Consider the following 24,321-nt stretch of genomic DNA (forward strand, 5'->3'; position numbering starts at 1 on the left):
CCCGCCCTCAGCCGCCGGCCGGCGGCGCCGCGGGCGTCGCGGAGGCGACCGGCGGGCGCTCCGGCGCCGCCCGGATCACCATCACCATCAGCGCGGCGAGCGCGCAGAGCACGCCGGCCGAGGTCCAGGCCAGGTCGTAGGAGCCGGTGGCGTCGCGGATCATCCCGGCGGCCAGGCTGACCGCGGCGGCGCCGAGCTGGTGCGAGGCCAGCACCCAGCCGAAGACCACGGCCGCGTCGTCGCCGAAGTGCTCGCGGCACAGCGCGATCGTGGGCGGCACGGTGGCCACCCAGTCCAGGCCGTAGAAGACGATGAAGAAGAGCATCGGCGGGTGCACGGCCTCCGCGAACAGCGCGGGCAGGAACAGCAGCGAGACGCCGCGCAGCGCGTAGTAGACGGCCAGCAGCCGGCGCGGATCGTACCGGTCGGTCAGCCAGCCGGAGAAGATCGTGCCGATCAGGTCGAACACCCCGATGACGGCCAGCAGGGACGCGGCCACCGGCACGGCCATGCCGTGGTCGTGCGCGCCCGACACGAAATGCGTGCCGATCAGCCCGTTGGTGGACGCCCCGCAGATCGCGAAGGTGCCGGCGAGCAGCCAGAACACCGGCGTCCTGGCGGCGGTGCGGAGGATCGCCAGCGCCCGGCGGGCCGCGCCGGGCGGCGGCGGGGGCGGCGGTCGGTAGTCGGGACCCGCGCCGTACGGGACCAGGCCCAGGTCCTCGGGACGGTCGCGGAGCACCCACAGCACCAGCGGGATCACCGCCAGCGCGGCGAACGACACGGTCAGGGACGCGGCGCGCCATCCGGGCCCCTCGGCCAGCAGCGCGACCAGCGGCAGGAAGACGAGGTTGCCGGCCGCGCCGCCGGCCGTGAGCACGCCGGTGACCAGGCCGCGCCGGGCGACGAACCAGCGTCCCGCGATGGAGGCGCCGAACGCCAGCGCCATGGAGCCGGAGCCGAGGCCGACGAGCACGCCCCAGCAGAGCACCAGCTGCCACTGGCTGTTCATGAAGACGGTCAGGCCGCCGCCCGCCGATATCAGCAGCAGCGCGCCGGTGACCACCCGGCGCACGCCGTACCGGTCCATCAGGGCGGCGGCGAACGGCGCGGTCAGGCCGTAGAGCACCAGGTTGACGGAGACGGCGAACGAGATGCTGCCGCGCGACCAGCCGAAATGGTCGTGCAGCGGGTCGATCAGCACGCCGGGCGCGGCCCGGAAGCCGGCGGCGCCGATCAGCACGAGGAACGACACGGCCGCCACCCACCAGGCCGGGTGCACGCGCGGCGGTCGCCGGCCGGCCGGCCGGTCCTGGAGCGTCCCGACGGCAACGGGCGCCGTGGGAACGGAACCCGGCGTCGGGCTGGCGGCGGACGGCGGCGGGGCCTCGGGCTGGGCCGATGGGTGCGTCACTCGTCGATCCTCGGCGAACAGCGGGCGCCCCACGAGCGGCCCGATGGCCACGATGTGTAAGGATCGGGCCATGGCCGGATCCCACGCCCGCTCCCCCGCCGCCTCTGCCGCCGCCTCGCCCGGCGCTTCTCCCCCCGCTGCTCCTGCCGTTGCCCCTGACGTTGCCCCTGACGTGTTCACGAAGCCGGGCCGGCACCGGGTCGCCGTGTTCGTCCGGCACGGCCTGCTGCCCATCGAGTTGGGCATCCCGCACCGGATACTCGGCGAGGCCCGCACGGCCGCCGGCGAGCGGCTCTACGAGGTGGTGACCTGTTCCGCGGCGGCCGGAGAGGTGCGCACCAACGCCGACTTCACGGTCCACGTCCCGCACGGCCCCGAGGCGCTGGCCGAGGCGGACACGGTGATCGTGCCGGCCTCGCACGAGCCGGACGAGACCGGCACCCGGGGCACCCTGCCGGCCGAGCTGGCGGACGCGCTGACCCTGGTGCGCCCCGGCACCCGGCTGGCCTCGATCTGCACGGGCGCGTTCGTGCTCGCCGCCGCGGGACTGCTGGACGGCCTGCGCGCCACCACGCACTGGGCCGAGAGCGAGCGTTTCCGCCGGCTCTTCCCGCGGGTGCTGCTCGACCCCGACGTGCTGTACACCGAGGAGCGACTGCCGGACGGCGCCGCGGTGCTGACCTCGGCCGGCGTCGCCTCCGGCATCGACCTGTGCCTGCACATGGTGCGCGGCGACTTCGGCTCGGCGGTGGCCAACACGGTGGCCCGCCGGACGGTGGTGCCGCCGCACCGGGAGGGCGGGCAGGCGCAGTTCGTCGAGCGCCTGGTGCCCGGGCCCCGGATGCACACCACGGGCAACGCCAGGGCCTGGGCCCTGCAGCGGCTCGACCAGCCGCTGACCCTGCGGCAGCTCGCGGCCAGGGAGTCCATGAGTGTGCGCACCTTCACCCGCAGGTTCCGCGAGGAGACCGGGCTCTCGCCGCAGCGCTGGCTCACCCAGCAGCGCGTCGACCGGGCCCGCCAGCTGCTGGAGGACAGCGATCTGCCCGTCGACCGGGTCGCCGAGGCGGCCGGGTTCGGCACCGCCGCCTCGATGCGCCAGCACCTCAGCGCGGCGCTCGGCGTCTCGCCCTCGACCTACCGGCGCACCTTCCGCGCGGAGGCCCCGACGACGATCTGACCGACGCGCACCGCGCGCCGCGCGACCCGGCATCCGCCACCCGCCGTTTGAACGATCGTCCAGAACGCTCGTTCAAAACTGGGGTAGGGTGCCCGGGTGTCCCAGGCATTCACCCATCTGCACGTCCACACCCAGTACTCGTTGCTGGACGGCGCGGCCCGGCTCGGCGACCTGTTCGCCGCCTGCCGGGAGCACGGCATGACACACCTCGCCATGACCGACCACGGCAACCTGCACGGCGCGTACGACTTCTACCGGCAGGCCACCGCCGCGGGCGTGACGCCGATCATCGGCATCGAGGCGTACGTCGCCCCGGAGTCCCGCCGGCACCGGAAGCGCGTGCTGTGGGGCCAGCCGCACCAGCGGCGCGACGACGTCTCCGGATCCGGCGGCTACACGCACAAGACGATCTGGGCGCGCGACCTGACCGGGCTGCACAACCTCTTCCGGCTCTCCTCCGACGCCTACCAGGAGGGCTGGCTCGGCAAGTGGCCGCGCATGGACCGGGAGTCCATCGCCGAACACGCCGCGGGCCTGATCGCCTCCACCGGCTGCCCGTCGGGCGAGGTGCAGACCCGGCTGCGCCTCGGCCAGTTCGACGAGGCGCTCGCCGCGGCCGCCGCCTACCGGGACGTCTTCGGCCGGGAGAACTACTTCCTGGAGCTGATGGACCACGGACTCGACATCGAGACCCGGGTGCGCGACGGGCTCGTCGAGATCGGCCGGCGGCTCGGCATCCCGCCGCTGGTCACCAACGACTCGCACTACACCCGCGCCGAGGAGGCGGCCGCGCACGACGCGTTGCTCTGCATCCAGACCGGGAAGACGCTCACCGACCCCGACCGCTTCTCCTTCGACGGCACCGGCTACTACCTGAAGTCGGCGGCCGAGATGTACGCGGTGGACTCCTCCGACGTCTGGCAGCAGGGCTGCCGCAACACCCGCGCCGTGGCCGAACGCGTGGACACCACGGGATGGTTCGAGAAGCGGGACCTGATGGCGCGCTTCGAGGTGCCGGCGGGCTACACCGAGGAGTCGTGGTTCCGCGCCGAGGTCGACCGAGGCCTGCGCCGCCGTTTCCCCGGCGGCGTGGCCGAGCGCTACCTGCGCCAGGCCGCGTACGAGATGGACGTCATCGCGCAGATGGGCTTCCCCGGCTACTTCCTGGTGGTCGCCGACTTCATCATGTGGGCCAAGGACAACGGCATCGCCGTCGGCCCGGGCCGCGGGTCGGCCGCCGGCTCCCTGGTGTCGTACGCGCTCGGCATCACCGACCTCGACCCGCTGGAACACGGCCTGATCTTCGAGCGGTTCCTGAACCCCGAGCGGGTCTCCATGCCGGACGTCGACATCGACTTCGACGAGCGCCGGCGCGGCGAGGTGATCAGGTACGTCACCGAGAAGTACGGCGCCGACAAGGTCTGCATGATCGGCACCTACGGCACCATCAAGGCCAAGAACGCCATCAAGGACGCGGCCCGGGTGCTGGGCTACCCGTACGCCACGGGCGACCGGATCACCAAGGCCATGCCCGCCGACGTCGGCGGCAAGGGCATCGAGCTGTCCGGCATCACCGACCCCGCGCACCCCCGGCACGCCGAGGCCGGCGAGGTCAGGGCCATGTACGAGAACGACCCTGACGTCCGGAAGGTCATCGACACCGCCCGCGGGGTCGAGGGCCTGGTCCGGCAGATGGGCGTGCACGCGGCCGGCGTGATCATGTCCAGCGAGCCGGTCACCGACCACCTCCCGGTCTGGGTCCGGCACAGCGACGGCGTGACGATCACGCAGTGGGACTACCCCACCTGCGAGTCGCTCGGCCTGCTGAAGATGGACTTCCTCGGCCTGCGCAACCTGACGATCATGGACGACGCGGTCCGGCTCATCGCCCGGAACACCGGCGTCACCCTGGACCTGCTGTCCCTCCCGCTGGACGACCGCAGGACGTTCGAGCTGTTCGCCCGCGGCGACACGCTCGGCGTCTTCCAGTTCGACGGCGGCGGGATGCGCTCGCTGCTCCGCCTCATGCGCCCCGACGAGTTCGAGCACATCACGGCCGTCACCGCGCTCTACCGGCCAGGCCCGATGGGCATGAACTCCCACGTCAACTACGCCCTGCGGAAGAACGGCCAGCAGGAGGTCACGCCGATCCACCCGGAGCTCGCGGAGCCGCTGGCGGACGTCCTCGGCGTCACCTACGGCCTGGTGGTGTACCAGGAGCAGGTGCAGAAGGCCGCCCAGGTGCTCGCCGGCTACTCGTTGGGCCAGGCCGACCTGCTGCGTCGCGCCATGGGGAAGAAGAAGCCCGAGGTGCTGGAGAAGGAGTTCGTCACCTTCCAACGCGGCGCCCGCGAGCGCGGGTACTCGGACGAGGCGGTCCGGGCGGTGTGGGACGTGCTGGTCCCGTTCGCCGGCTACGCCTACAACAAGGCGCACGCGGCGGCCTACGCCCTGATCTCGTACTGGACCGCCTACCTGAAGGCCAACCATCCCGCCGAGTACATGGCGGGCGTGCTCACCTCCGTCAAGGACGACAAGGACAAGATGGCGCTCTACCTGGGCGAGTGCCGCCGGATGGGCATCCGGGTGCTGCCCCCGGACGTCAACGAGTCCGACGCGGAGTTCACGCCGCGCGGCGACGACGAGGTGCGCTTCGGCCTCACCGCCGTCCGCAACGTCGGCCGGAACGTCGTGGACTCCCTCATCGGCACCCGGGAGGCCAGGGGGAAGTACGCCTCGTTCCCCGAGTTCCTGGACAAGGTGGAGGCCGCGGTCTGCAACAAGCGGACCATCGAGTCGCTGATCAAGGCGGGCGCCTTCGACGCGCTCGGCCACACCCGCAGGGCGCTGGCCGAGCGCTACGAGCCGATGGTCGACGCCGTGGTGGGCGTCAAACGCCGCGCGGCCGAGGGGCAGTTCGACCTCTTCGGGGCCCTGGACGACGGAACGGGCGGCGGGGCGGGCGGCGCCGGCCGGGCGCTGGGCCTGGACGTGGCCTTCGACGACGCCGAGTGGGAGAAGTCGTACCTGCTCGCCCAGGAGCGCGAGATGCTCGGCCTGTACGTCTCCGACCACCCGCTGCTCGGCCTGGAACACGTGCTCGCCGAGCGCGCCGACGCCCCGATCGCCTCGCTGGCCGAGGGCCACCCGGACGGCGCCGTCGTCACCGTCGGCGGCATCGTCTCCGGGCTGCAGCGGAAGATGACCAAACAGGGCAACGTGTGGGCCGTCGCCACCGTGGAGGACCTCGGCGGTTCCCTCGACTGCATGTTCTTCCCCGCGGCCTACCAGCCGGTCGCGACGCAGCTGGTGGAGGACGCGGTGGTGTTCGTCCGGGGCCGCCTGGACCGGCGGGAGGACGTGCCGAGGCTCGTCGCCATGGAGCTGGCCGTTCCCGACCTCAGCACCGTGGGCGCCGACGCCCCGGTCCGGCTGGAGATGGCCGAGACCCAGGTGACGCCCGAGTCCGTGCGGCGGCTGAAGGAGGTGGTGCTGGCCCATCCGGGCCCGACCGAGGTGCATCTGCGGGTCCGCGGCCGGGAGCGGACGACGGTCTTCCGGCTCGGCTTCCGGGTGACGGACCGCACCGAGTTCTGGGCGGACCTGAAGGCCGCGGTCCCGGTCAGGCGGGCCGGCTGACCGGCCACGGATAGGATCGCCGCCCATGGGACACCGGGAACAGCTGCTGCGGGGCGCCAGGCGCTGCCTGGAGGAGCGCGGGTACGCGCGGACCACCTCGCGGGACCTCGCGGCCGCCGCCGACGCCCCGTTGGGGACGATCAACTACCACTACGGCTCGAAGGAGGGCCTGCTCAACGCGGCCCTGCTGGAGGCGATCAGGGAGTGGGGCGACCGGATGCTGCCCTCCGGCACGGCCCAGGACGCGGAGGGCGGCCTCGCGGAGCGGCTCCAGGCGATGTGGTCCCAGATGCGGGAGTCGGTGGCCGCGGAGCGGCCGATGTTCGTGGCGTCGGTCGAGGCGTTCGCCCAGGCGGAGCGGGCGCCGGAGGTCCGGCGGCAGATCGCCGACGCGCTCGAGGAGGCGCGCCCGCGCCTGGCCGCCACCCTGCACGGGACGGAGCAGGACGGCACCGACCTCGGGACCGATCTCGGTGACGGTCTCGGTGACGAGGAGACCCGGCGGGCCGTCGGCTCGGTGTACTCGGCGCTGGTCGCCGGCCTGACCCAGCAGTGGCTGGTCGACCCCGAACGGGCACCGGACAGCCGCCAGGTGGTCGCCGGCCTGCGGGCCATCGCCCGGACCCTGGAGCAGGACTCCGCGGACTCCGAGCGCTCCGCGCCCTCCGCGCCCTCCGCGGGCTGATCCCGGTCGGGAACGGCGAGGCCGCCCGCGCCTCGGGGGGAGGGCACGGGCGGCCGGGGTCCGCCTGCGGGTCGGCAGGCGGAGCTGGAGCGGACCGGTCTCAGCCGTTCACCACGCCGCTGATCCAGTCCTGGTGGTAGACCGCGCTGGGCGAGACGCTCGGCGCCACCGCGCAGTCGCTGACGCCGCGGCTGTCCAGGCCCGCCAGCTCCCAGCGGTCGCCGACCCGGACGATCACCGGGGTGCCGGAGTCGCCGCCGCAGGTGCCGGCGACGTCACCCGGGTTGTCCACGCAGAAGTCGCCCTCCGCGATGTCCCACTCGTCGCCGACCACGCACTCCTCGTCCGGGATCACCGAGGTGTCCAGCTGCTGAAGCTGGGTGGGCAGCTCGGTGGCGTCGGCCGAGGTGTAGCCCCAGCCGACGACCCGCAGCGGCGTGCCGACCCCGCCCACCTCGTCCGTCAGCTCGATCGGCGTCACGTCCACCGGCTGGTCCAGCCGGAACAGCGCCATGTCGGCCCGGTTGTCGGGGGCGGTCGGGTAGTCGGGGTGGACCACGATCTCCGCCACGTCCGCGGTGCTGCCGCCCGTGGTGCGGTCGTTGGAGCCGACCCTGACGTGGAACAGCGAGGCGTCGAACGACTCGCCGGTCTCCTTGTCCACGACGCAGTGCGCCGCGGTCAGCACCCACTGCTCGTCGACGAGCGAGCCGCCGCAGCTGAACCGGGTGGTGCCGTCCTCGCGATCCCGCTCGATGGCGGCGGCGAACCCGTACTCCTCGGAGGCGGGTTCGCCGCCGATGATCATCGGCACGGCGGTGCCGTCGCCGTCGTCCTCCCCCGCCTGGGCGCCGCCCACCTGGAACGCCACCAGCGTCCCGGCGGCCAGCGCGACCGCGAGGCCGCCGCGCAGCAGCGCCTTCCTGCCCGAACCGCTCGACCCCGCGGACGACTTCGTCCTCTTCAGCCAACTCACCGTGCGTTGTCCCCTGCCGTGTCGTGGTGCTCCCCGTGAGCACAGCGGCAGGGAGGCTAGGGCCCGCCCGTATATCGGAGATACATCTCCGATACAACGCCCGACGCGGCCCTCGACACGGCGCCCGTCAGCCGGTGTTGCGCAGGCCGGCGGCCACCCCGTTCACCGTGAGCAGCAGCGCCCGGGACAGCAGCGGATCCGCCTCCTCGCCGCGTTGTGCCGCCTCGCGCTGCCGGTGCAGCAGCGTGACCTGGAGGTAGGAGATCGGGTCCAGGTAGGCGTCCCTGATCCGCAGGGTGCGCTGCAGCGCCGGGTTGGCGTCCAGCAGCTCCGCCTCGCCGGTGATGCGCAGCACCTCGGCCACGGTCAGCTCGTGTTCGGCGACGATCGTGTCGAAGATGTGCCGGAGCTCGTCGGGCACCAGGGTGTCCACGTAGTGCCGGGCGATCCGCAGGTCGGTCTTGGCGAGCGTCATCTCCACGTTCGACAGGAAGTTCCGGAAGAAGTGCCACTGGTCGAACGCCTCGGCCAGGACGCTGTCGAGCCCCGCCTCGCGCGCCGCCCGCAGGCCCGAGCCCACGCCGAACCAGCCGGGCACGATCTGCCGCGACTGGGTCCAGCCGAAGACCCACGGGATCGCCCGCAGCCCGTCCAGGCCGGCGCCGCTGTCCGGCCGCCGGGACGGGCGGGAGCCCAGGTGCAGGTCGGCCAGCTGGTCCACCGGCGTGGCCGCGAAGAAGTACGCCGGCAGGTCCGGGTCCTCCACCAGCCGCCGGTACGCGGCGTGCGCCGCGTCGGAGACCGCGTCCATCGCCGCGTCCCAGCGGGCCAGCGCCTCCACCGACTGCCGGGGCGCGGTGTGCAGCGCGGACGCCTGGAGCGTGGCGGCCACGGTGAGCTCCAGGTTCTCCCTGGCCAGGGAGGGCACCAGGTACTTGTCGGAGATGACCTCACCCTGTTCGGTCACCTTGATCTCGCCCTCCAGGGTGCCCCAGGGCTGGGCCAGGATCGCGTCGTGCGTCGGCCCGCCGCCGCGGCCCACCGTGCCGCCGCGGCCGTGGAACAGCCGCAGCCGCACCCCGTGCCGGTGCGCGACGTCGCGCAGCCGCCGCTGGGCGCGGTGGATCTCCCACTGCGAGGTGGTGATGCCACCGAACTTCGACGAGTCGCTGTACCCGAGCATGACCTCCTGCACGTCGTCGCGCAGCGCCACCAGCCGCCGGTACGACGGGTCGGAGAGCATCGAGTCCAGCAGCTCGTCGGCGATGCGCAGCTCGTCGGTGGTCTCCAGCAGCGGCACGATGCCGATCTTCGCCCAGCCGCCGTGCAGGTCGAGGAGGCCGGCCTCGCGGGCCAGCACCGCCGCCGCGAAGACGTCGTCCGCGCCCTGGCACATGGAGATGATGTACGACTCGATGACCTCGGGGCCGAACGCCTCCAGCGCCCGCCGCACCGTCGCGAAGACCCCCAGCGTCCGGGCGCCCGCCTCGTCCAGCGGCGCCGGGGTGGGCGCCAGCGGACGGCGTGAGCGCAGTTCCTTGGCCAGCAGTCGGGTGCGGTACTCGCGCGGCATGTCCGCGTACCGCCAGGACTCCTCGCCCAGCCGGTCGAACAGCTGGCCCAGCGCGTGGTGGTGGGCGTCCGCGTGCTCCCGCACGTCCATGGTGGCCAGCTGGAGCCCGAACGCGGCCACCGTCCGCATCAGCCGCTCCACCCGCCCGTCGGCGATGAGGCCGCCGCGGTGCTCGCGCAGCGAGGTCTGCACCACGGCCAGGTCGGCCAGCAGGCCGCCGGTGCCGAGATAGTCCCGCCCCGGAACGTGCTGGGTGCTCCTGGCGAGCCGGGCCCGGGTGTTCAGCAGCTTCTGCCGGATGCAGGTGATCTTGAGCCGGTACGGCTCCTCGGCGTTCAGCCGCTTGTACCTGGGGGTGATCTCCGGCAGCGCGTCCAGGTCGGACTGGAGCGAGTCGAGCAGCTCCTGGCTGGCGCCGCTGTTCCTGATCGAGTTGGACAGCGCGCCGCGCAGCTCGTCGATGTGCTTCAGCGCGGACTGGATGCCGTGCTCGTGCTGCAGCTTCAGCACGTCCCAGGTGACGTCGGGGGTGACGTTCGGGTTCCCGTCGCGGTCGCCGCCGATCCAGGTGCCGAAGGTCAGCGGCCGGGAGCCGGGCGGCAGCGGCGCCCCGGCCCGGTCCAGCTCGTCCGCCAGGTCCTCCAGCACGTCGCCGACCGCGCCGGCGTGCAGCTCGTCCAGGTAGTACACGGCGTTGCGCGCCTCGTCGGTCGGCTCGGGGCGGCTCACCCGCAGCTCGTCCGTCTGCCAGACCAGGTCGACGTTCTCCGCGAGCCGCAGGTCGGTGCGCCGCCGGTCGCCCGAGTCGCCGCCGGCCTCCGGATGGTCGAGCAACTCGGCGATCTTGCGCAGCTTGGTGAGCACGGACCGGCGCGCGGCCTCGGTGGGGTGCGCGGTGAAGACCGGCCGCACCCCGAGGTTCGCCACGGTCTGGCGGAGATGGCCCGGGTCAGCGTCCTTCAGCATGTCCGCGGTGCGGGACAGCGCCCCGCCCTCGGCGGCCCGGCGCTCGCGCAGCTCGCGCCCGCGGTGCACCTGCTCGGTGACGTTGGCGAGGTGGAAGTAGATCGAGAAGGCGCGCACCAGCTTGGCCGCCGTCGTGAGATCCGTCTCACCGAGCAGCTCGGCGGCGGCCTCGCCGTCGGTGCGGGTCAGCGCGCGCACCCGTTCGACCAGATCCAGCAGGTCAGGGCCGTCCTGCCGGACCAGGGTCGCGCCCAGCAGATCGCCGAGTCGACGGATGTCGCTACGCAGTGGGCTCCCGCTCTCAGCTGCCTGGTTGGGGGCATCCGGCTGGCTGTCAGGACTGCTCACGGGCTCGGCTCCTCGCGGCTTGGTGCGGCCTGGTGGGCGGCTGGTCTGCGACTTGACGGGTGCGACTTCTCGAAGCTGCGCCCCCCGGCCCCCGTGGCACGGTCGCGCAGCTCACGGACCGCGCTGTCCGACCCTGCCATCGTAATCGCGGGCCACGACGTCGAGCTGGGGGCCTTGTGACATCGCCGCGAACTGCGATACTTACGATGCCGTAGGTTACGGTCCCGTAGGTGAGCTGTGCCGTCTCCACAGCCCGCCTCCTGATGCCAGCTTCCCCCGATTGGATCCGCGAGGAACCGCCCATGACCACTAGCCCTGATCTCGTGCCCCCGCCCCGGGTCGCCGGGTCCGCGTCCGCGGACGGTGACGCGTCGATGCAGACAGCCACCCTCGGCGGCGAGCAGCGGCGTTCCATGGAGCAGATCACGCTGCTGCTGTTCATCACCGTCCCGTTCCTCGCGCTGATCGCCGCCGTGCCGCTGGCCTGGGGCTGGGGGGTGAGCTGGCTGGACCTGGCGCTGCTGGTGAGCTTCTACTTCATCGGCTGCCACGGCATCACCATCGGCTTCCACCGTCACTTCACGCACGGCGCCTTCAAGGCGAAGCGCCCGCTCCGGGTGGCGCTCGCGATCGCCGGGTCGATGGCCGTCGAGGGCCCCGTGGTCCGCTGGGTGGCCGACCACCGCAGGCACCACAAGCACTCCGACGCCGAGGGCGACCCGCACTCGCCCTGGCGCTACGGGGAGACCGTGCCCGCGCTGATCAAGGGGCTGTTCTGGGCGCACATGGGGTGGATGTTCGACCGGGAGCAGACCTCGCAGCAGAAGTACGCGCCCGACCTGATCAGGGACAACGACATCCGCCGGGTCTCCCGGCAGTTCGCGCTGTGGACCGCGGTCACGCTGCTGGCGCCCGCGGCGATCGGCGGCCTGGCCACCTGGTCCTGGGAGGGCGCGCTGAGCGCCTTCTTCTGGGGCTCGCTGGTGCGGGTCGCGCTGCTGCACCACGTCACCTGGTCGATCAACTCCATCTGTCACGCCACCGGCAAGCAGCCGTTCAAGTCCCGCGACCGCTCGGGCAACGTGTGGTGGCTGGCCGTGCTGTCCTGCGGTGAGTCCTGGCACAACCTGCACCACGCCGACCCGACCTGCGCCCGGCACGGCGTGGACCGCTGGCAGATCGACTCCAGCGCCCGGCTGATCAGCTGGTTCGAGAAGGCGGGCTGGGCGTACGACGTGCGCTGGCCGAAGCAGGAGCGGCTGGACGCCAAGCGCATCGTGCCGGACGAGGCCCTGAACGAGGTCGTCATGGGGGATGGCGACGCGGACGGCAAGGGTCGCGGAACGGGTCGCGAAAACCGGGAGGAACCGTCGGCCGCCGGCACGGCATCATAAGCATGTGGCGACCCAGGAGAGCGGCGAAGACGGCAGGGACGGCCCGCAAGGCACGCGGGACCCACTGAGTGAGGCGTCGGATCCCGACGCCCAGACACCGGGTGAGCGGCCCGGCCGGAACGGGCGTTCCGGCCGGGCCGCGGCGCGCTCGGCACGGCGCACCCGGCGGAGAATGACCGGCACCGAGCGCCGGGAGCAGCTGCTCGACATCGGCCGCACCCTCTTCGCCGAACGCGGCTTCGAGGGCACCTCGGTCGAGGAGATCGCGGCCAAGGCCGGCGTCTCCAAACCGGTGGTGTACGAGCACTTCGGCGGCAAGGAGGGCCTCTACGCGGTGGTGGTCGACCGCGAGATGAGCCGGCTGCTGAACATGGTCACGAGCGCGCTCACCGCGGGCCACCCGCGGGAGCTGCTGGAACAGGCCGCGTTCGCGCTGCTCGACTACATCGAACAGCACACCGACGGCTTCCACATCCTCGTCCGGGACTCGCCCGTGGCGCAGAGCACCGGCACGTTCGCGTCGTTGATCGGCGACATCGCGACCCAGGTCGAGGACATCCTCGGCATGGAGTTCAAGGCCCGCGGGTACGACGCGAAGCTCGCGCCGATGTACGCGCAGGCGCTGGTGGGCATGGTCGCGCTGACCGGCCAGTGGTGGCTGAACGTGCGGAAGCCGAAGAAGTCGGAGGTCGCCGCGCATCTGGTGAACCTGGCCTGGCACGGCCTCCAGGGCCTGGAGCACCGCCCCCAGCTCGTCGGCCACCGGCGCTCCTGACGCCGGCCGGCGACCGGGACAGCGCGGGGCCCCCTCCCCGGGGGGTGTGTCCGGGGAGGGGGCCAGGTTGCGGAGCACCGGTCAGAAGGCCGAAGAACCCGGAGTCCGCTGGCCACAGGGAGCCATGCGTCGCGGGCTCCGCGGCATCAGTGCTCGGAGACGCCGTTCTCGGAGAGCAGCGACAGGTCCGAGAGGATGTGCGACAGCGGGTCGTCGCCATCCACCTGCGTGGAGTTCTCCGCGCAGGCCTGGGAGTTCTTGCTGGTGGCGATGTCCTGCAGACCGATCGGGATCGCGATGACATTGACCACGTTCTGCAGCTCGACGTTCGGCGGAACGACGATGCAGGGGTCGTTGAGCGAGCCGTTGACCAGCGACAGGTTCGGGCTCATGTACCCGCCGGTCGTGGTGTTGCCGTAGGACTTCTTCGAGCCGTTGCCGTTGACGGTGGTCGCGCCCTCGTCATCGCCACCGATGGCCAGGGCGGGGGTCGCCGCGAAACCGGCCATGCCGACGGCGGAGGCCGCCACCGCGACCGTGGCAAGCGTCTTCTTGATCACTAGCGTGTCCTTCCGAGTTCTGGGGTGCCCTGTCAGTGGAGCGACCTGCACAACGCGTCTCGGAGGATTCGGTTGTCACCGTTCACTCGTTCCGCCTAATCGGGTGCCACTTTCAGGCGGCAGCCGGGCCGCGGGTGGACCTCGTGGGTTCGAGGAACTCCAACCGGTTGCCCACCGGATCGGAGGCGTAGCAGCGGCGGTAGCCGGGCAGACTTTCGTCCCACGTCACCGGGGAGCCGTGAGCCGTGAGCTGGACGGCCAGGGCGTCGAGCTCGGCCACCAGGATCCCCGGATGCGCCTTGCGGGCCGGGCGGAAGTCCTCCTCGACGCCCAGGTGCAGCTGGCAGCCGCCGGCCTGGAACCAGCAGCCGCCGCGGGCCGCGAGCTCCGGCGGCTTCGGCAGCTCGATCATGCCCAGCACGCCGCCGTAGAAGGCGCGCAGCCGGTCCTCGCTGAGGGGTGGTGCGGCGAGCTGGACGTGGTGCAGGGCACTGATCAGCGAGACGGCCATCCGGACTCCTCGGGGGGCTGGGGCGAGGACGAGGACTGGGGCTGGGGCGAGGGCTGGGCGGCGTGGCGGCGCTGGGCCACCACGTAGACGCGGCGGAACGGGAAGACCGTGCCGTGCGTGCCGGGCGGATAGGCGGCGCGCAGCGCGTCCCGGTAGGCGGCCAGGAACGCGTCGCGGGCCGCCGGATCGTCCCGCAGCGCGGTGAGCACCGGACGCAGCGCGGTGCCTTTGGTCCAGTCCAGCACCGGGTCCTCGCCGGGCAGGACGTGCAGGTAGGTGGTCTCCCAGACGTCCAGCGAACAGCCCAGCGGCGCCAGGGCGGCGAAATATCCGGCCGGGGAGAGCACGGGCTCGTCCGCGCGCAGCACGCCGGCGAGCCGGTCGCGCCAGCGCGGGTCCGCCGCCAGCTCCCGCAGCAGCAGATGGCTGGGGGCGGAGAAGTTCCCCGGCACCTGGAACGCGAGCACGCCGCCGGGGCGGAGCCAGGACACCCAGTCGGGGAACCGGTCGGCGTGGCGCGGCACCCACTGCAGGGCGGCGTTCGACACGATCAGGTCGTGCTGCTCCTCCGCCCGCCAGTCCGCGAGGTCGACGTGCACGAAGTCGACGCTGCCGCCGCCCTCGGTGGGCCCCGCGTGCCGCCGCGCCCGCGCCAGCATCTCGGGCGAGTTGTCGTAGCCGGTCAGCCGGGCGTCCGGCCAGCGCTCGGTGACCAGCAGGCTGGGCCGGCCCGGACCGCAGCCGAGGTCCGCGATCCGGGGCGCGGCGCCCGGCAGCGGCGGGATCCGGGCGAGCAGCTCGTACAACGGACGGCTGCGAAGCCCGAGGTGACGCTGGTACTGGTCGGGATCCCATGTCATGCGGCGATCCTGCTCGCCATTTCTCTTGATGTCAAGAGACTTCATGTCGACACAACTACTACACTGGGGCGCATGGAGGGCCCCATGGAGGACGAGGTGGACCGGCTGGTCGCCGCCTGGCGGCGGGAGCGGCCCGATCTCGACGTGGAGCCGCTGGAGGTGCTCAGCCGAGTGAGCCGACTGGCCCGGCACCTGGACCGGGCGCGCCGCCTCGTCTTCGCCGAGCAGCGCCTGGAATCCTGGGAGTTCGACGTGCTGACCGCGCTGCGCCGGGCCGGCAGCCCCTACCAGCTCTCACCCGGACAGCTGCTCCAACAGACGCTGGTGACCTCGGGCACCATGACCAACCGCGTCGACCGGCTGGCCCGCAAGGGCCTGGTCGAGCGGATGCCCGACCCGACCGACCGGCGCGGCGTGCTGGTCCGGCTCACCGAGTCCGGCAAACGGCAGGCGGACGAGGCCCTCGCCGAACTCCTCGCACACGAGCGCGCCATCCTCGGCGACCTCACCACCACCCAACGCCGCGAACTCGCCACCCTCCTCCGCGCCCTCACCGCCCCCTTCGACAACACACCGGCCTAGCCGACCCGGTGATCGGGGGCGTGGGCCCTCGGCCCCACACACCGGCCCGGAGGGCCGGAACAACGGGCCGGAGGCCAAAGGGCCCGGGCCGGAGGCCCGGAGGCGGGGCCGGAGGGCAAAGAGGGTGCGGGCCGGAGGCCCGGAGGGGGTGCGGCCCGGAGGGCCGCCGCGGCCTACGCCCGGAGGGCCATGCGCCGCCCCAGAAGCACCATGTGCAGCGCCCGCTCCGCCGCGTCCGCGAGGAACTCGCGCCCCCGCGCCAGCGCCTCGGGCAGCGGAACGGGCGCGGGCAGGATGCCGCTGTAGGCGTCCACGCCGATGCGGCGCGTCTCGTGGGCGCCCTCCCCGATCGTGCCGGCCAGCGCGAGCACCGGAACGCCCAGCGTCTTGGCCCGGCGCGCCACCTCGCCGGGGACCTTGCCCAGCGGGGTCTGCCCGTCCAGCGAGCCCTCCGCCGTCACCACCAGATCGGCCCTGGCCAGCCGGGCGTCCAGGTCCAGCTGGTCGAGCAGCACCTCGAACCGCGGCCGCAGCCGGGCCCCGAGCGCCGCCAGCCCCGCGCCGAGCCCGCCGGAGGCACCCGTGCCCGGGTCCCCGCGCAGGTCGGTCGCGATCGGCCCCAGGTCCCGGTGCAGCATCGCCGCCCAGCGTTCCAGGGCCGTCGACAGCTCCTCGACCGAGGCCGGGTCCGCGCCCTTCTGCGGCCCGAAGACGCGGGCCACGCCGCGCGCGCCGCAGAGCACGTTGAACGGGTTGCAGGCCACCGTGAGCTCCGTGCCGGCCAGTCGCGGGTCGAGTCCCGCCGGGTCGATCCGGGCCAGCCTCAGCAGCGCCCGGCCGCCGGCCGGTAGGTCCCTGCCGGCGTGGTCGAGCAGCCGGACGCCCAGGGCCTGGAGGGCCCCGGCTCCGCCGTCCGAGGTGCCGGAGTCGCCGCAGCCGACCAGGATCCGTCGGGCGCCCGCGTCCAGCGCGGTCCGGATCAGCTCGCCGACGCCGTACGTGGTGGTGGCGCCCGGGTCGCGCCGGTCGGCGGGCACCAGCGAGAGCCCGGCGACCGCCGCCATCTCCACCACCGCCGTCGCGCCGGGGAGTAGCGCGAAATGGGAGTCCACCGGCTCGCCGACCGGTCCGGTGGCCGTCAGCGCCACGAGGCGCCCGCCGGCCGAGGCGGCCAGCGCCCGCGCGGTGCCCTCGCCGCCGTCGACCAGCGGCAGCAGGTCGATCTCGGCGCCGGGCGCGGCCCGGAGCAGTCCCTCGGCGATGGCCTCGGCGGCGCCCGCGGCGGAGAGCGACTCCTTCAGGCCGCTGGGCGCGACCAGGAAGCGGTGGGGGGGTCGGACAGGAATCACGGTCACTCCTTCGGGGGCCGGCGGCCCCGCCGCCCCTGTGGCGGCGTCGCGGACGGCGATGGGACGGGGTCGGGGCGGCATCAGGGGGACACGCCGAACAGCGGCCAGACGCCGAGCGCGAACAGCAGCACCAGGGCGGCGCTCAACGGGCCGAGCACCGCGGAGAGCCGTAGCAGATCGCCCGGCCGGTAGGTGGGCGTGCCGGGCACGTCGGCGAAGAGCGCCACCGGTTTGGCGGAGGCGGGCAGTGTGTGGCAGAAGCCGGCGGCCGCGGTCGAGGCCAGCGCCGCGGCCACCGGATCGACGCCGGAGGCGAGGGCGGAGGCGACCACCAGCGGCACCAGCACGCTGGACCGCGCGGAGCGGGACTGGAGGACCAGATGGGCCGCGGTGCTGATCGCGACCACGACGAGCAGGAAGAGCCAGGCCGGCACCCCCTCGCCGCCCGGCAGCCCGCCGACCAGCCATCCCGCCGCCCCCGACTCGGACAGCGCGACGCCCATCGCCATCGTCATCGCCATGAAGAGCAGCAGCGACCAGGGCACGGTGGCCAGCGCGTCCTTGAGCCGTATCGTGCCGAGCGAGGGCGCGGTCGCCACCACGGCGCCGATCAGCGCGACGAGCGCGGGCGGCACGCCGTGCAGCGGCTCGCTGCACCAGAGCGCCACCACCGTGGCGAGCAGCACCGCGCAGCGCGCCTCGCCCGGCTCCAGCGGCCCGGTCACCGGCTGCTCGCTGTGCGCCTGGAGGTCGTCGGCGGTGACCCGCACCGGGCCGCGGCGGTCGGCCCGCCGCGTGGTGGTCAGCAGCACGACCTCGGCGGCCAGATGCGAGGACACCACGGCCAGCGGCAGCCCGAGCAGCAGCCACTCGTGGAAGCCGATGCGCTCACCCGTGGTCTCCCACAGCACGGACACGGTGATCAGGTGCGCGCCGGCGCCGATCAGCGTGGCCATGGCGGACAGCAGGATCACGGTCGGGAACAGCAGCGCCAGCGCCACCACGAGCCGCTTGCGGTCGGCCAGCGCCCTGGCCAGCGCGAGGAAGACCGGCAGCGCGAGCGCCGCGCGTCCTGAGGTGGCGGGGATGGCGAAGGCGGTGACGACCAGGGCCGCGGTGGTCAGGTGCACCAGCTGCCGCACCGTGCGGGCCCCGGTGACCAGGAACGCGGCGGCCCGCCCGGCGAGCCCGCTGCGGGCGACGGCGGCGGCCAGCACGAAGGCGGATATCAGCAGCCAGACGGTCTCGTCACCCAGCGTGCTGAACAGCGCCTCCGCGCTGGTGACGCCGGTGGCGGTGAGCGCCACCCCGGCGCCGAGCGCCACGTAGGTGTCGTCGATCGGCGTGCCGACCCAGGCGCAGGTGGCCAGCACGAAGACGCCGAGCGTGATGCGCGCGTCGCCCTCGAGTCCGGGGAAGTTGCTCGGCACGAGCAGCAGCCCGCAGGCGGTCAGGGCCGCGCAGAGGGTGATCGCCTGACGGGTGGTGAGTGTCACGCGACCATCGTCCGAACGCGGGGTGAGCCGCGGATGAACCGTTCATGAGGGCGCCTTCATCCCGGCAGGCGGCGTCCCCGGCGCGTCCGTCCCACGGCGGCCTGGCGTGCGACCGCTCGCGGCTGGCGCCCGGGCTACCGGCGGTAGGGCGTCAGTTCGTCCACCTCGGGTCGGTGCGGGAGTCGGTAGCCCATGCCCCGCACCGTCTCCACCCGGTGCACGCCCAGCTTCTTGCGCAGCGCCCGCACGTACACGTCCACGATGTTCGACCCCGGGTCGAAGTCGTAGCCCCAGACGTGAGACAGGATCTGCTCCCGGGACAGCACCTGTCCGGGGTGCCGCAGGAAGAGTTCGAGCAGCACGAACTCGCGTGCGGTCAGGTCCACCACCGCGTCGCCGGCGCGCGCCTGCCGGGTGCGCAGGTCCAGGCTGAGGTCGCCGCTGCGCAGCACCGTGATCTCCGGCGCCCGGGCCGCCGTGCGCAGCCGGAGCCGCACCCGGGCCAGGAGTTCCTCGAAGCGGAACGGCTTGGTCATCCAGTCGTCCGCGCCGCCCTCCAGGCCGGCGACGGTGTCCCTGACCGAGTCCCGCGCGGTCAGCACGATCACCGGCGTGGTCACCCGCGCCTCCCGCATCTCGCGCAGCACCGTGAAGCCGTCCCGGCCCGGCAGCCCGATGTCCAGGACGATCAGGTCGAAGCCGCCGGTGCAGGCGTAGTCGAGCGCGGTGTCGCCGTCGGCGGCGACGGTGGTGATGAAGCCGTTGGCCTTGAGGCCCTTTTCGACGAAGGAGGCGATGCGCTCCTCGTCCTCGACGATGAGAATCCGGTTCACGGGGGTGACCCTTCCAGGACGAGTACAAAGGTGGCCCCGCCGCCGGGGGTGGGGCGCAGTTCCACCCGGCCGCGGTGGCCCTCGGCTATCGCCTTGACGATGGACAGGCCGAGCCCGGCGCCGCGCGAGCCGCGCCGGACCGCGCCGCCGCGGCGGAAGCGTTCGAAGATGACGGACGCCTCCTGGGCCGGCACGCCGGTGCCGCTGTCGGCCACGTACAGCTCCACCAGGCCGCGGGCGCCGCCGACCAGTCGGGAGCCGATCCGCACCGTCTGCCCCTGGGCGGTGTGCTGGACGGCGTTCTGTGCGAGTTGGACCATGGCCTGGGTGATGCGCTGGGCGTCCAGCACCACTTCGCAGCCGGCGACCTCGGGCAGTTCCCAGCGGCGGGCGCCCAGCGCCCTGGCCTTCACGAACACGTCGGCGGTGAGCTCGGCGAGCTGGACCGGCGCCGGCTGCACGAAGTCGGGCCGCTCGGCCCTGGCGAGCAGCAGCAGGTCCTCGACGATGCGGCTCATCCGGTCCAGTTCGTCGGTGACCAGGCGCAGCGTCTCGCGGCGTTCGGCGGCGCCCTCCGGGCCCTCGCCGAGGCTCATCAGCTCCAGGTGGCCACGGACGATGGTGATGGGGGTGCGCAGTTCGTGCCCGGCGTCGTCCACGAAGCGGCGCTGCGCGGTGAACGCCCGCTCCAGCCGGTCGAGCATGCCGTTGAACGTCTCGGCGAGGGCGGAGATGTCGTCCCGGCCGCGGACCGGGATGCGCCGGGTCAGGTCCTGTTCGGTCAGTTGGGCGGCGGTGGTCCGCACCAGCCGGACCGGCGCCAGGATGCCGCCGGCGACGGCCCAGCCGATGACGCAGGTCATCAGCAGCGCGACGCCGGAGATGGCGAGCAGCACGCTGACCACGTCCTCGGCCTCCGCGCGGCTGTGGTCGCTGTGGTAGGCGACGATGAACATGGCCTCGGGCTCGTCGGCGTCCGCCGCGATCTCGACCTTGACCCAGCGGACCTCGCCGCTGGGGCGGTGCAGGGTGCCCGAGCCTGCGGGGTCGTCGGCGATCAGCTCCAGCGAGGCGGCGTCCTGGTACAGCGGCAGGTCCGACGGGATCTCGCGCGGCTGCCTGATCACGGTGGGGCTCGGCTCGTGGCGGATCAGGCCGAGCAGTTCCTCGTCCGGGTCGGGGTACTGGCGTTCCAGGTAGACGGCCAGCAGCCGGCGGGCCTCGGTGAACGGCTGGCCGGTGTCGGGGTCGAGGCCGCGGGCGACGAAGTTGTCGAACTCCGAGGCCTCCTGCGCGAGTATCTGCGCCACCCGCTCGTTCACGTCGCTCAGCAGGATCGAGCGAGTGGTGAGCACGACGGTGGTGAGGGCGACCGCCATGACGGCCACCAGCCAGAGCAGAATGCGGAACCGGGCGGAGAGCGGCGAGGGCCCCCGGGCACGGTCACCCGTCGTCGTCGGCGTCCTCGTCGCCTCCGTCGTTGCCGTCGTCGGCGGTGTCGTCGTTGTTGTCGTTGCCGTCGTCCGTGTCGTCTCCTTCGTCGCCGAGGGGTCCCTCGGTGGCGGAGGGCGCCGGCACGACTTCCTCATGGGGCTCGTTCGACTCATCGGGCTGATGTGACTCGCTGGGGTCGGATGACGGTCCGGTGGACGCGTCGCCGTCGGGTGGCGCGGTGGACTCGGCGTCGCCGCCGGTGGGGGTGCCGTCCCGCGGGTCCTCCAACTCCACCTCGGAGGGTACCGACGGCTTCTCGGGCTCGTCGCTGAGCAGGTAGCTGGTGCCGGCGATGCCGACGGGTATCAGGACGACGGCTGCCAGGGTCGCCATGCGGTGCGAGAAGGTCATGCCCACCAGGCTGCTGGTCGACTGCGTGCCGCCGGATGAAGGGAAGATGAAGGAGTTCTCATCTGGATCCCGCCCTCGGTGACGTCACGTGCTGTGCTTGTATGGTCCTGTGACTGCCGAGGAAGCGCCCCAGGCGATCGACGACAGCGTGTCGCATGTCGCCCGCATCTGGAACTACTGGCTGGGCGGCAAGGACAACTACGCCGTGGACCGCGAGGTGGGTGACCAGATCCTGGCCATCCTCCCCGAGGTCGCCACGCTGGCCCGCACCTCCCGGGCGTTCCTGGCCCGCGCCGTCCGCTATCTGGCCGGCGAGGCGGGCATCCGCCAGTTCCTGGACATCGGCACGGGCCTGCCGACGGTGGACAACACCCACGAGATCGCGCAGCGGGTGGCGCCCGAGTCCCGCGTCGTCTACGTGGACAACGACCCGCTGGTGCTCGCGCACGCCCGCGCGCTGCTCACCAGCACGCCCGAGGGCGTCACCGCGTACATCGACGCCGACCTGCGCGACCCCGCCGCCATCCTGCGCCGGGCCGCCCGGACCCTGGACCTCGACCGGCCGGTCGCGCTGATGCTGATGGGCATCGTGGAGTTCGTCACCGACGACGACGAGGCGTACGGCATCGTCGGCGCGCTGCTCGACGCGCTGCCCTCCGGCAGCTTCCTGACGCTGTACGACGGCACCAACGTGGTGCACAAGGAGGCGTCCGACCGGATCGTCGAGCTGTGGAACGCCAGCGGCTCCGCGTCGCTGGTGCTGCGCACGCCCGAGGCCATCGGCCGGTTCTTCACCAACTCGGGTCTCGAGCTGGTGGAGCCGGGCATCGTCTCCTGCTCCCACTGGCGGCCGGAGCCGACGCCGTTCGGGCCGCCCGACGCGGTGGACGCCTTCTGCGGCGTCGGCCGCAAGCCCTGACCGCACCCCGCGCGCGAGGTCAACGGGCGCGGGACGCCACCACGTCGGCCGACGGCACCCGGTCCAGCACGATGCCGAAACGGTCGCGGTAGGCGGCCAGCACGGCCGCGTCGTCGGCGAGTTCGGCCTCGCGCCGGCCGCCGGCGTCCGTCGTCACCAGCGTGCGACCGCTCAACGTGATCCGCCCGGTCTCGGTGAGCAACGTGCACACCGGCGACCGTGTGAAATGCGAACGCGGCGAGGTGCGCTGCCACCAGCAGGCCATCTCGAAGTCGGAGAGCGCGCGCGGACGTCGCTCCAGCCGGTACTGCGGCTCGCCGTCCCGGTGGACGTCCAGGTCGCCGTCCGGGCCCTCGACGATCCGGAACACCCCGCCGGGATCGCGCTGGTCGCCGCGCTCGTCGAGCAGCAGCGGATGGGTGCTGTGCCGCCCGAAGCCCACGTCCACCAGCCACGGCCCGCTGCCGTCCGCGGCTTCGACGCGCAGCGCGAGGTGGTCGAACGGCGGGCCCAGCCGTTCGCCGCCGAAGACGCCGGCGGCGAGCAGCGTCACCCGGTACCCCAGGGTGGTGAGCAGTGCGGCGAAGGCGCCGTTCAGCTCGTAACAGAACCCGCCGCGCCGGGCCACCGTCACCTTGTCCACCAGGTCCTTCGGCGTCAGCACGATCTCCTCGCCGAGATGGATGCTCAGGTTCTCGAACGGCACGCCGCGCAGGTGCCGTTCGTGCAGCTCCCGCAGCGCCGCCGCGTCCGCCGCGGCGGGACGCTCCACCCCGAGCCGCACCAGATACGCGGCCACCTGCCCGGCACCCACCCGAAGATCCGTCATGCCTCCGTTATCTCATCCTCCCGCGTCCCCGTCATCGCCCCCGGGACCTACGCCTCGACCTACCTCCGTGGTCGACCGGCGGCCGAAGGCGGTCCCGCCCGGGGTGGCCTCCCGGGCGGGACGGATCGGAGGTGCTAGGCGGCGATCTGCGCGGCCACGTCGGCGGAGTAGGTGGTCAGTCGGACGTAGACGCCGGGGGCGTCGGGGCGGGCGCAGCCCTCGCCCCAGGAGACGACGCCGGCCAGCACGCCGTCGATCACCAGCGGCCCGCCGCTGTCGCCCTGGCAGGTGTCCACGCCGCCCTCGGGCAGGCCGGCGCAGACCATGGTCGCGGCGTCGTACTGCACCGTGAAGTCCTCGTAGGCGGCCTCGCAGTCCGCGTCCGAGACGACCGGAACCTCGGCGGTCATCAGCTGGTCGGCGACGGGCCCGTTCTCCCCGAGCCGGCCCCAACCCAGGAGGCGGGTCATGGTGCCGGGGGCGTAGAGGCCGGTGTCGGTCGGCGCGACGAACGGCACCGGCTCGTACGGCATCTCCTCGGTGAGGGTGATCACGGCCACGTCGGCCACGTTGGTGTCGCCGTCGTAGTCCGGGTGTATCCAGAAGTCGCCGACCTGCACCTCCGTGCCGCTGGTGCCCTGGCGCTCGTCGCGCCCGCCGACGACGATCAGCTGGCTGGGCGACAGGCCGCTCACGCAGTGGGCGGCGGTGACGACCTTCGTCGGCGCCACGAGGGCGCCGCCGCACCGCGGCACCACGCCGGTCGAGACCTGCATGACGTACGGGTAGTCGTCGGTGGTCGCCGGGGTACCGCCCACCACGCGGGTGGTGGGCTGTTCGGTGGCGGCCGCGGGCACGGCGACCGTGGTGGCGATGACGGCGGAGAAGACGGCGGCGGCCAGGGCGAACGCTGCCCTGGCGCGGCGTCGGAACTGGACTGTCATGCTGCTCCCTCACTGTGGTTCGAGGCGTGACGCTGTGGTCACGACTGCGCCTGGCGACGCCGCTGGGCGGCGGCGGCCAGGCAGTGAGGACGCTAGTTGCGCGTTTTGCGTGCGAAAATGTACGAACGTGCCACCATCTGGGCTGTTCCGAGAGCACGGTGGGCCCGGGCGATGATCGGAAACGCGCCGTCAGGTCATGGGCCAGGCACGGGTGCAGAGGACGAGGCGGTAGCCGTCGGGGTCCAGGATCGTGGTGCCCCAGGTGTTCCAGTACGGGTTGGAGTGCGCCACCCGCGCGCCGCCGTGGCTGGTGAGGCGGGCGACGAGGTCGTCGGGAACCGGGCCGTCGAGGTAGATGACCAGAAGGTCCTCCTCGGTGGGCCGGGGTGCCACGGGCTCGGCCACATCGTGCACCAGTTCCAGATGCCAGGTGGCCTCGGGCCAGCCCAGCATCAGCAGGGAGTGCTCGCCCGGCTGGTCGCCACCCTCGATCCGCCAGAGCACCGAGAGGCCCAGCCCCGCGCACCAGAAGCGTTCGGCCGCGGCGAGGTCGCGGGACGGGCGGGCGATCCGGACGTGGGCCTGGGCGAGGCTGGCGGCGTCGGCGGGCATGGTGCTCCTTCGTGCGGTGCGGCTGCCGGTC

21 protein-coding genes are annotated in these 24,321 nt (G+C 73.1%); 7 read left to right on the top strand and 14 right to left on the bottom strand.

From position 1 onward, the window contains the following. Window positions 1-7 precede the first annotated feature (7 nt). Complete coding sequence (locus ABGB06_RS07040) at window positions 8-1,282, bottom strand: MFS transporter (protein WP_347586599.1); 1,275 nt, start codon at window positions 1,280-1,282, stop codon at window positions 8-10. A gap of 304 nt (window positions 1,283-1,586) precedes the next feature. Between ABGB06_RS07040 and ABGB06_RS07045 the strand changes: the two genes are divergently transcribed. The 3 genes from ABGB06_RS07045 (at window position 1,587) to ABGB06_RS07055 (ending at window position 6,918) form a co-directional block, all read left to right on the top strand. Next, complete coding sequence (locus ABGB06_RS07045; protein ID WP_347586335.1) at window positions 1,587-2,594, top strand: helix-turn-helix domain-containing protein; 1,008 nt, start codon at window positions 1,587-1,589, stop codon at window positions 2,592-2,594. Between the two features lie 96 nt (window positions 2,595-2,690). Next, complete coding sequence (gene dnaE, locus ABGB06_RS07050; RefSeq protein WP_347586337.1) at window positions 2,691-6,233, top strand: DNA polymerase III subunit alpha; 3,543 nt, start codon at window positions 2,691-2,693, stop codon at window positions 6,231-6,233. Window positions 6,234-6,258: 25 nt separating this feature from the next. Further along, window positions 6,259-6,918, top strand: a complete 660-nt coding sequence (locus tag ABGB06_RS07055; protein WP_347586339.1) for a helix-turn-helix domain-containing protein — start codon at window positions 6,259-6,261, stop codon at window positions 6,916-6,918. A gap of 100 nt (window positions 6,919-7,018) precedes the next feature. Here ABGB06_RS07055 and ABGB06_RS07060 read toward each other — a convergent pair whose 3' ends face one another. Together ABGB06_RS07060 and ppc are read right to left on the bottom strand one after the other, a co-directional pair. After that, on the bottom strand, window positions 7,019-7,894 hold the full coding sequence (locus ABGB06_RS07060) for a serine protease (RefSeq protein ID WP_347586341.1): 876 nt from the start codon (window positions 7,892-7,894) through the stop codon (window positions 7,019-7,021). Between the two features lie 127 nt (window positions 7,895-8,021). Continuing rightward, entirely contained in the window at window positions 8,022-10,781 is a 2,760-nt protein-coding gene (gene ppc, locus ABGB06_RS07065) for a phosphoenolpyruvate carboxylase (RefSeq protein WP_347586343.1), read from the bottom strand. Between the two features lie 374 nt (window positions 10,782-11,155). Here ppc and ABGB06_RS07070 point away from each other — a divergent pair, with 374 nt between their 5' ends. Together ABGB06_RS07070 and ABGB06_RS07075 are read left to right on the top strand one after the other, a co-directional pair. Then, window positions 11,156-12,175, top strand: a complete 1,020-nt coding sequence (locus tag ABGB06_RS07070) for a fatty acid desaturase (protein ID WP_347586601.1) — start codon at window positions 11,156-11,158, stop codon at window positions 12,173-12,175. Window positions 12,176-12,239: 64 nt separating this feature from the next. Then, the gene (locus tag ABGB06_RS07075; protein ID WP_347586603.1) at window positions 12,240-12,950 is read left to right on the top strand and encodes a TetR/AcrR family transcriptional regulator; all 711 of its coding nucleotides are present in this window, start codon (window positions 12,240-12,242) and stop codon (window positions 12,948-12,950) included. A 146-nt stretch (window positions 12,951-13,096) separates the two neighbouring features. Here ABGB06_RS07075 and ABGB06_RS07080 read toward each other — a convergent pair whose 3' ends face one another. The 3 genes from ABGB06_RS07080 to ABGB06_RS07090 form a co-directional block, all read right to left on the bottom strand. Next, window positions 13,097-13,510 (bottom strand): rodlin, encoded by a 414-nt coding sequence (locus ABGB06_RS07080; protein WP_347586345.1) that lies wholly within the window; start codon window positions 13,508-13,510, stop codon window positions 13,097-13,099. A gap of 112 nt (window positions 13,511-13,622) precedes the next feature. Then, window positions 13,623-14,009: a glyoxalase gene (locus ABGB06_RS07085; protein WP_347586605.1), complete on the bottom strand. Its 387-nt coding sequence runs from the start codon at window positions 14,007-14,009 to the stop codon at window positions 13,623-13,625. After that, window positions 14,006-14,881 carry a trans-aconitate 2-methyltransferase gene (locus tag ABGB06_RS07090; RefSeq protein ID WP_347586347.1) on the bottom strand — a complete coding sequence of 292 codons (876 nt, stop codon included), beginning with the start codon at window positions 14,879-14,881 and terminating at the stop codon, window positions 14,006-14,008. The genes ABGB06_RS07085 and ABGB06_RS07090 overlap by 4 nt, the downstream gene beginning before the upstream one ends. A gap of 84 nt (window positions 14,882-14,965) precedes the next feature. Between ABGB06_RS07090 and ABGB06_RS07095 the strand changes: the two genes are divergently transcribed. Next, complete coding sequence (locus ABGB06_RS07095) at window positions 14,966-15,463, top strand: MarR family transcriptional regulator (protein WP_347586607.1); 498 nt, start codon at window positions 14,966-14,968, stop codon at window positions 15,461-15,463. A 173-nt stretch (window positions 15,464-15,636) separates the two neighbouring features. Here the strand turns inward: ABGB06_RS07095 and ABGB06_RS07100 are convergent, their stop codons facing one another. The 5 genes from ABGB06_RS07100 to ABGB06_RS07120 form a co-directional block, all read right to left on the bottom strand. Beyond that, a complete protein-coding gene (locus ABGB06_RS07100; protein WP_347586349.1) occupies window positions 15,637-16,812 on the bottom strand; it encodes a glycerate kinase in 1,176 nt (391 codons plus the stop codon). 80 nt (window positions 16,813-16,892) lie between these two features. Further along, complete coding sequence (locus ABGB06_RS07105) at window positions 16,893-18,308, bottom strand: SLC13 family permease (RefSeq protein ID WP_347586350.1); 1,416 nt, start codon at window positions 18,306-18,308, stop codon at window positions 16,893-16,895. A gap of 134 nt (window positions 18,309-18,442) precedes the next feature. Beyond that, window positions 18,443-19,141, bottom strand: a complete 699-nt coding sequence (locus ABGB06_RS07110) for a response regulator transcription factor (protein ID WP_347586352.1) — start codon at window positions 19,139-19,141, stop codon at window positions 18,443-18,445. After that, window positions 19,138-20,544: an ATP-binding protein gene (locus tag ABGB06_RS07115; protein ID WP_347586609.1), complete on the bottom strand. Its 1,407-nt coding sequence runs from the start codon at window positions 20,542-20,544 to the stop codon at window positions 19,138-19,140. The genes ABGB06_RS07110 and ABGB06_RS07115 overlap by 4 nt, the downstream gene beginning before the upstream one ends. A gap of 40 nt (window positions 20,545-20,584) precedes the next feature. Next, window positions 20,585-20,986: a small secreted hydrophilic protein gene (locus ABGB06_RS07120; protein WP_347586354.1), complete on the bottom strand. Its 402-nt coding sequence runs from the start codon at window positions 20,984-20,986 to the stop codon at window positions 20,585-20,587. 109 nt (window positions 20,987-21,095) lie between these two features. On the opposite strand from ABGB06_RS07120, the gene ABGB06_RS07125 reads away from it, so the two are divergent. Further along, window positions 21,096-21,905: an SAM-dependent methyltransferase gene (locus ABGB06_RS07125; RefSeq protein ID WP_347586356.1), complete on the top strand. Its 810-nt coding sequence runs from the start codon at window positions 21,096-21,098 to the stop codon at window positions 21,903-21,905. A gap of 19 nt (window positions 21,906-21,924) precedes the next feature. Here the strand turns inward: ABGB06_RS07125 and ABGB06_RS07130 are convergent, their stop codons facing one another. From ABGB06_RS07130 to ABGB06_RS07140, 3 genes are all read right to left on the bottom strand, one after another. Continuing rightward, window positions 21,925-22,734 carry an arylamine N-acetyltransferase gene (locus ABGB06_RS07130; RefSeq protein ID WP_347586358.1) on the bottom strand — a complete coding sequence of 270 codons (810 nt, stop codon included), beginning with the start codon at window positions 22,732-22,734 and terminating at the stop codon, window positions 21,925-21,927. Window positions 22,735-22,868: 134 nt separating this feature from the next. Next, window positions 22,869-23,678, bottom strand: a complete 810-nt coding sequence (locus tag ABGB06_RS07135) for a serine protease (RefSeq protein WP_347586360.1) — start codon at window positions 23,676-23,678, stop codon at window positions 22,869-22,871. 189 nt (window positions 23,679-23,867) lie between these two features. Beyond that, window positions 23,868-24,290: a VOC family protein gene (locus tag ABGB06_RS07140; RefSeq protein WP_347586362.1), complete on the bottom strand. Its 423-nt coding sequence runs from the start codon at window positions 24,288-24,290 to the stop codon at window positions 23,868-23,870. Window positions 24,291-24,321 lie beyond the last annotated feature (31 nt).

The sequence above is a fragment of the Streptomyces sp. B6B3 genome (assembly GCF_039871525.1).
GTDB lineage: Bacteria > Actinomycetota > Actinomycetes > Streptomycetales > Streptomycetaceae > Streptomyces.

Bases quoted from the DNA above. Each gene is read 5' to 3' on its own strand.
- ABGB06_RS07070 (WP_347586601.1), top strand. From the start codon at position 11,156: ATGCAGACAGCCACCCTCGGCGGCGAGCAGCGGCGTTCCATGGAGCAG.
- ABGB06_RS07130 (WP_347586358.1), bottom strand. From the start codon at position 22,734: ATGACGGATCTTCGGGTGGGTGCCGGGCAGGTGGCCGCGTATCTGGTG.
- ABGB06_RS07055 (WP_347586339.1), top strand. From the start codon at position 6,259: ATGGGACACCGGGAACAGCTGCTGCGGGGCGCCAGGCGCTGCCTGGAG.
- ABGB06_RS07135 (WP_347586360.1), bottom strand. From the start codon at position 23,678: ATGACAGTCCAGTTCCGACGCCGCGCCAGGGCAGCGTTCGCCCTGGCC.
- ABGB06_RS07140 (WP_347586362.1), bottom strand. From the start codon at position 24,290: ATGCCCGCCGACGCCGCCAGCCTCGCCCAGGCCCACGTCCGGATCGCC.
- ABGB06_RS07095 (WP_347586607.1), top strand. From the start codon at position 14,966: ATGGAGGACGAGGTGGACCGGCTGGTCGCCGCCTGGCGGCGGGAGCGG.
- ABGB06_RS07120 (WP_347586354.1), bottom strand. From the start codon at position 20,986: ATGACCTTCTCGCACCGCATGGCGACCCTGGCAGCCGTCGTCCTGATA.
- ABGB06_RS07090 (WP_347586347.1), bottom strand. From the start codon at position 14,881: ATGACATGGGATCCCGACCAGTACCAGCGTCACCTCGGGCTTCGCAGC.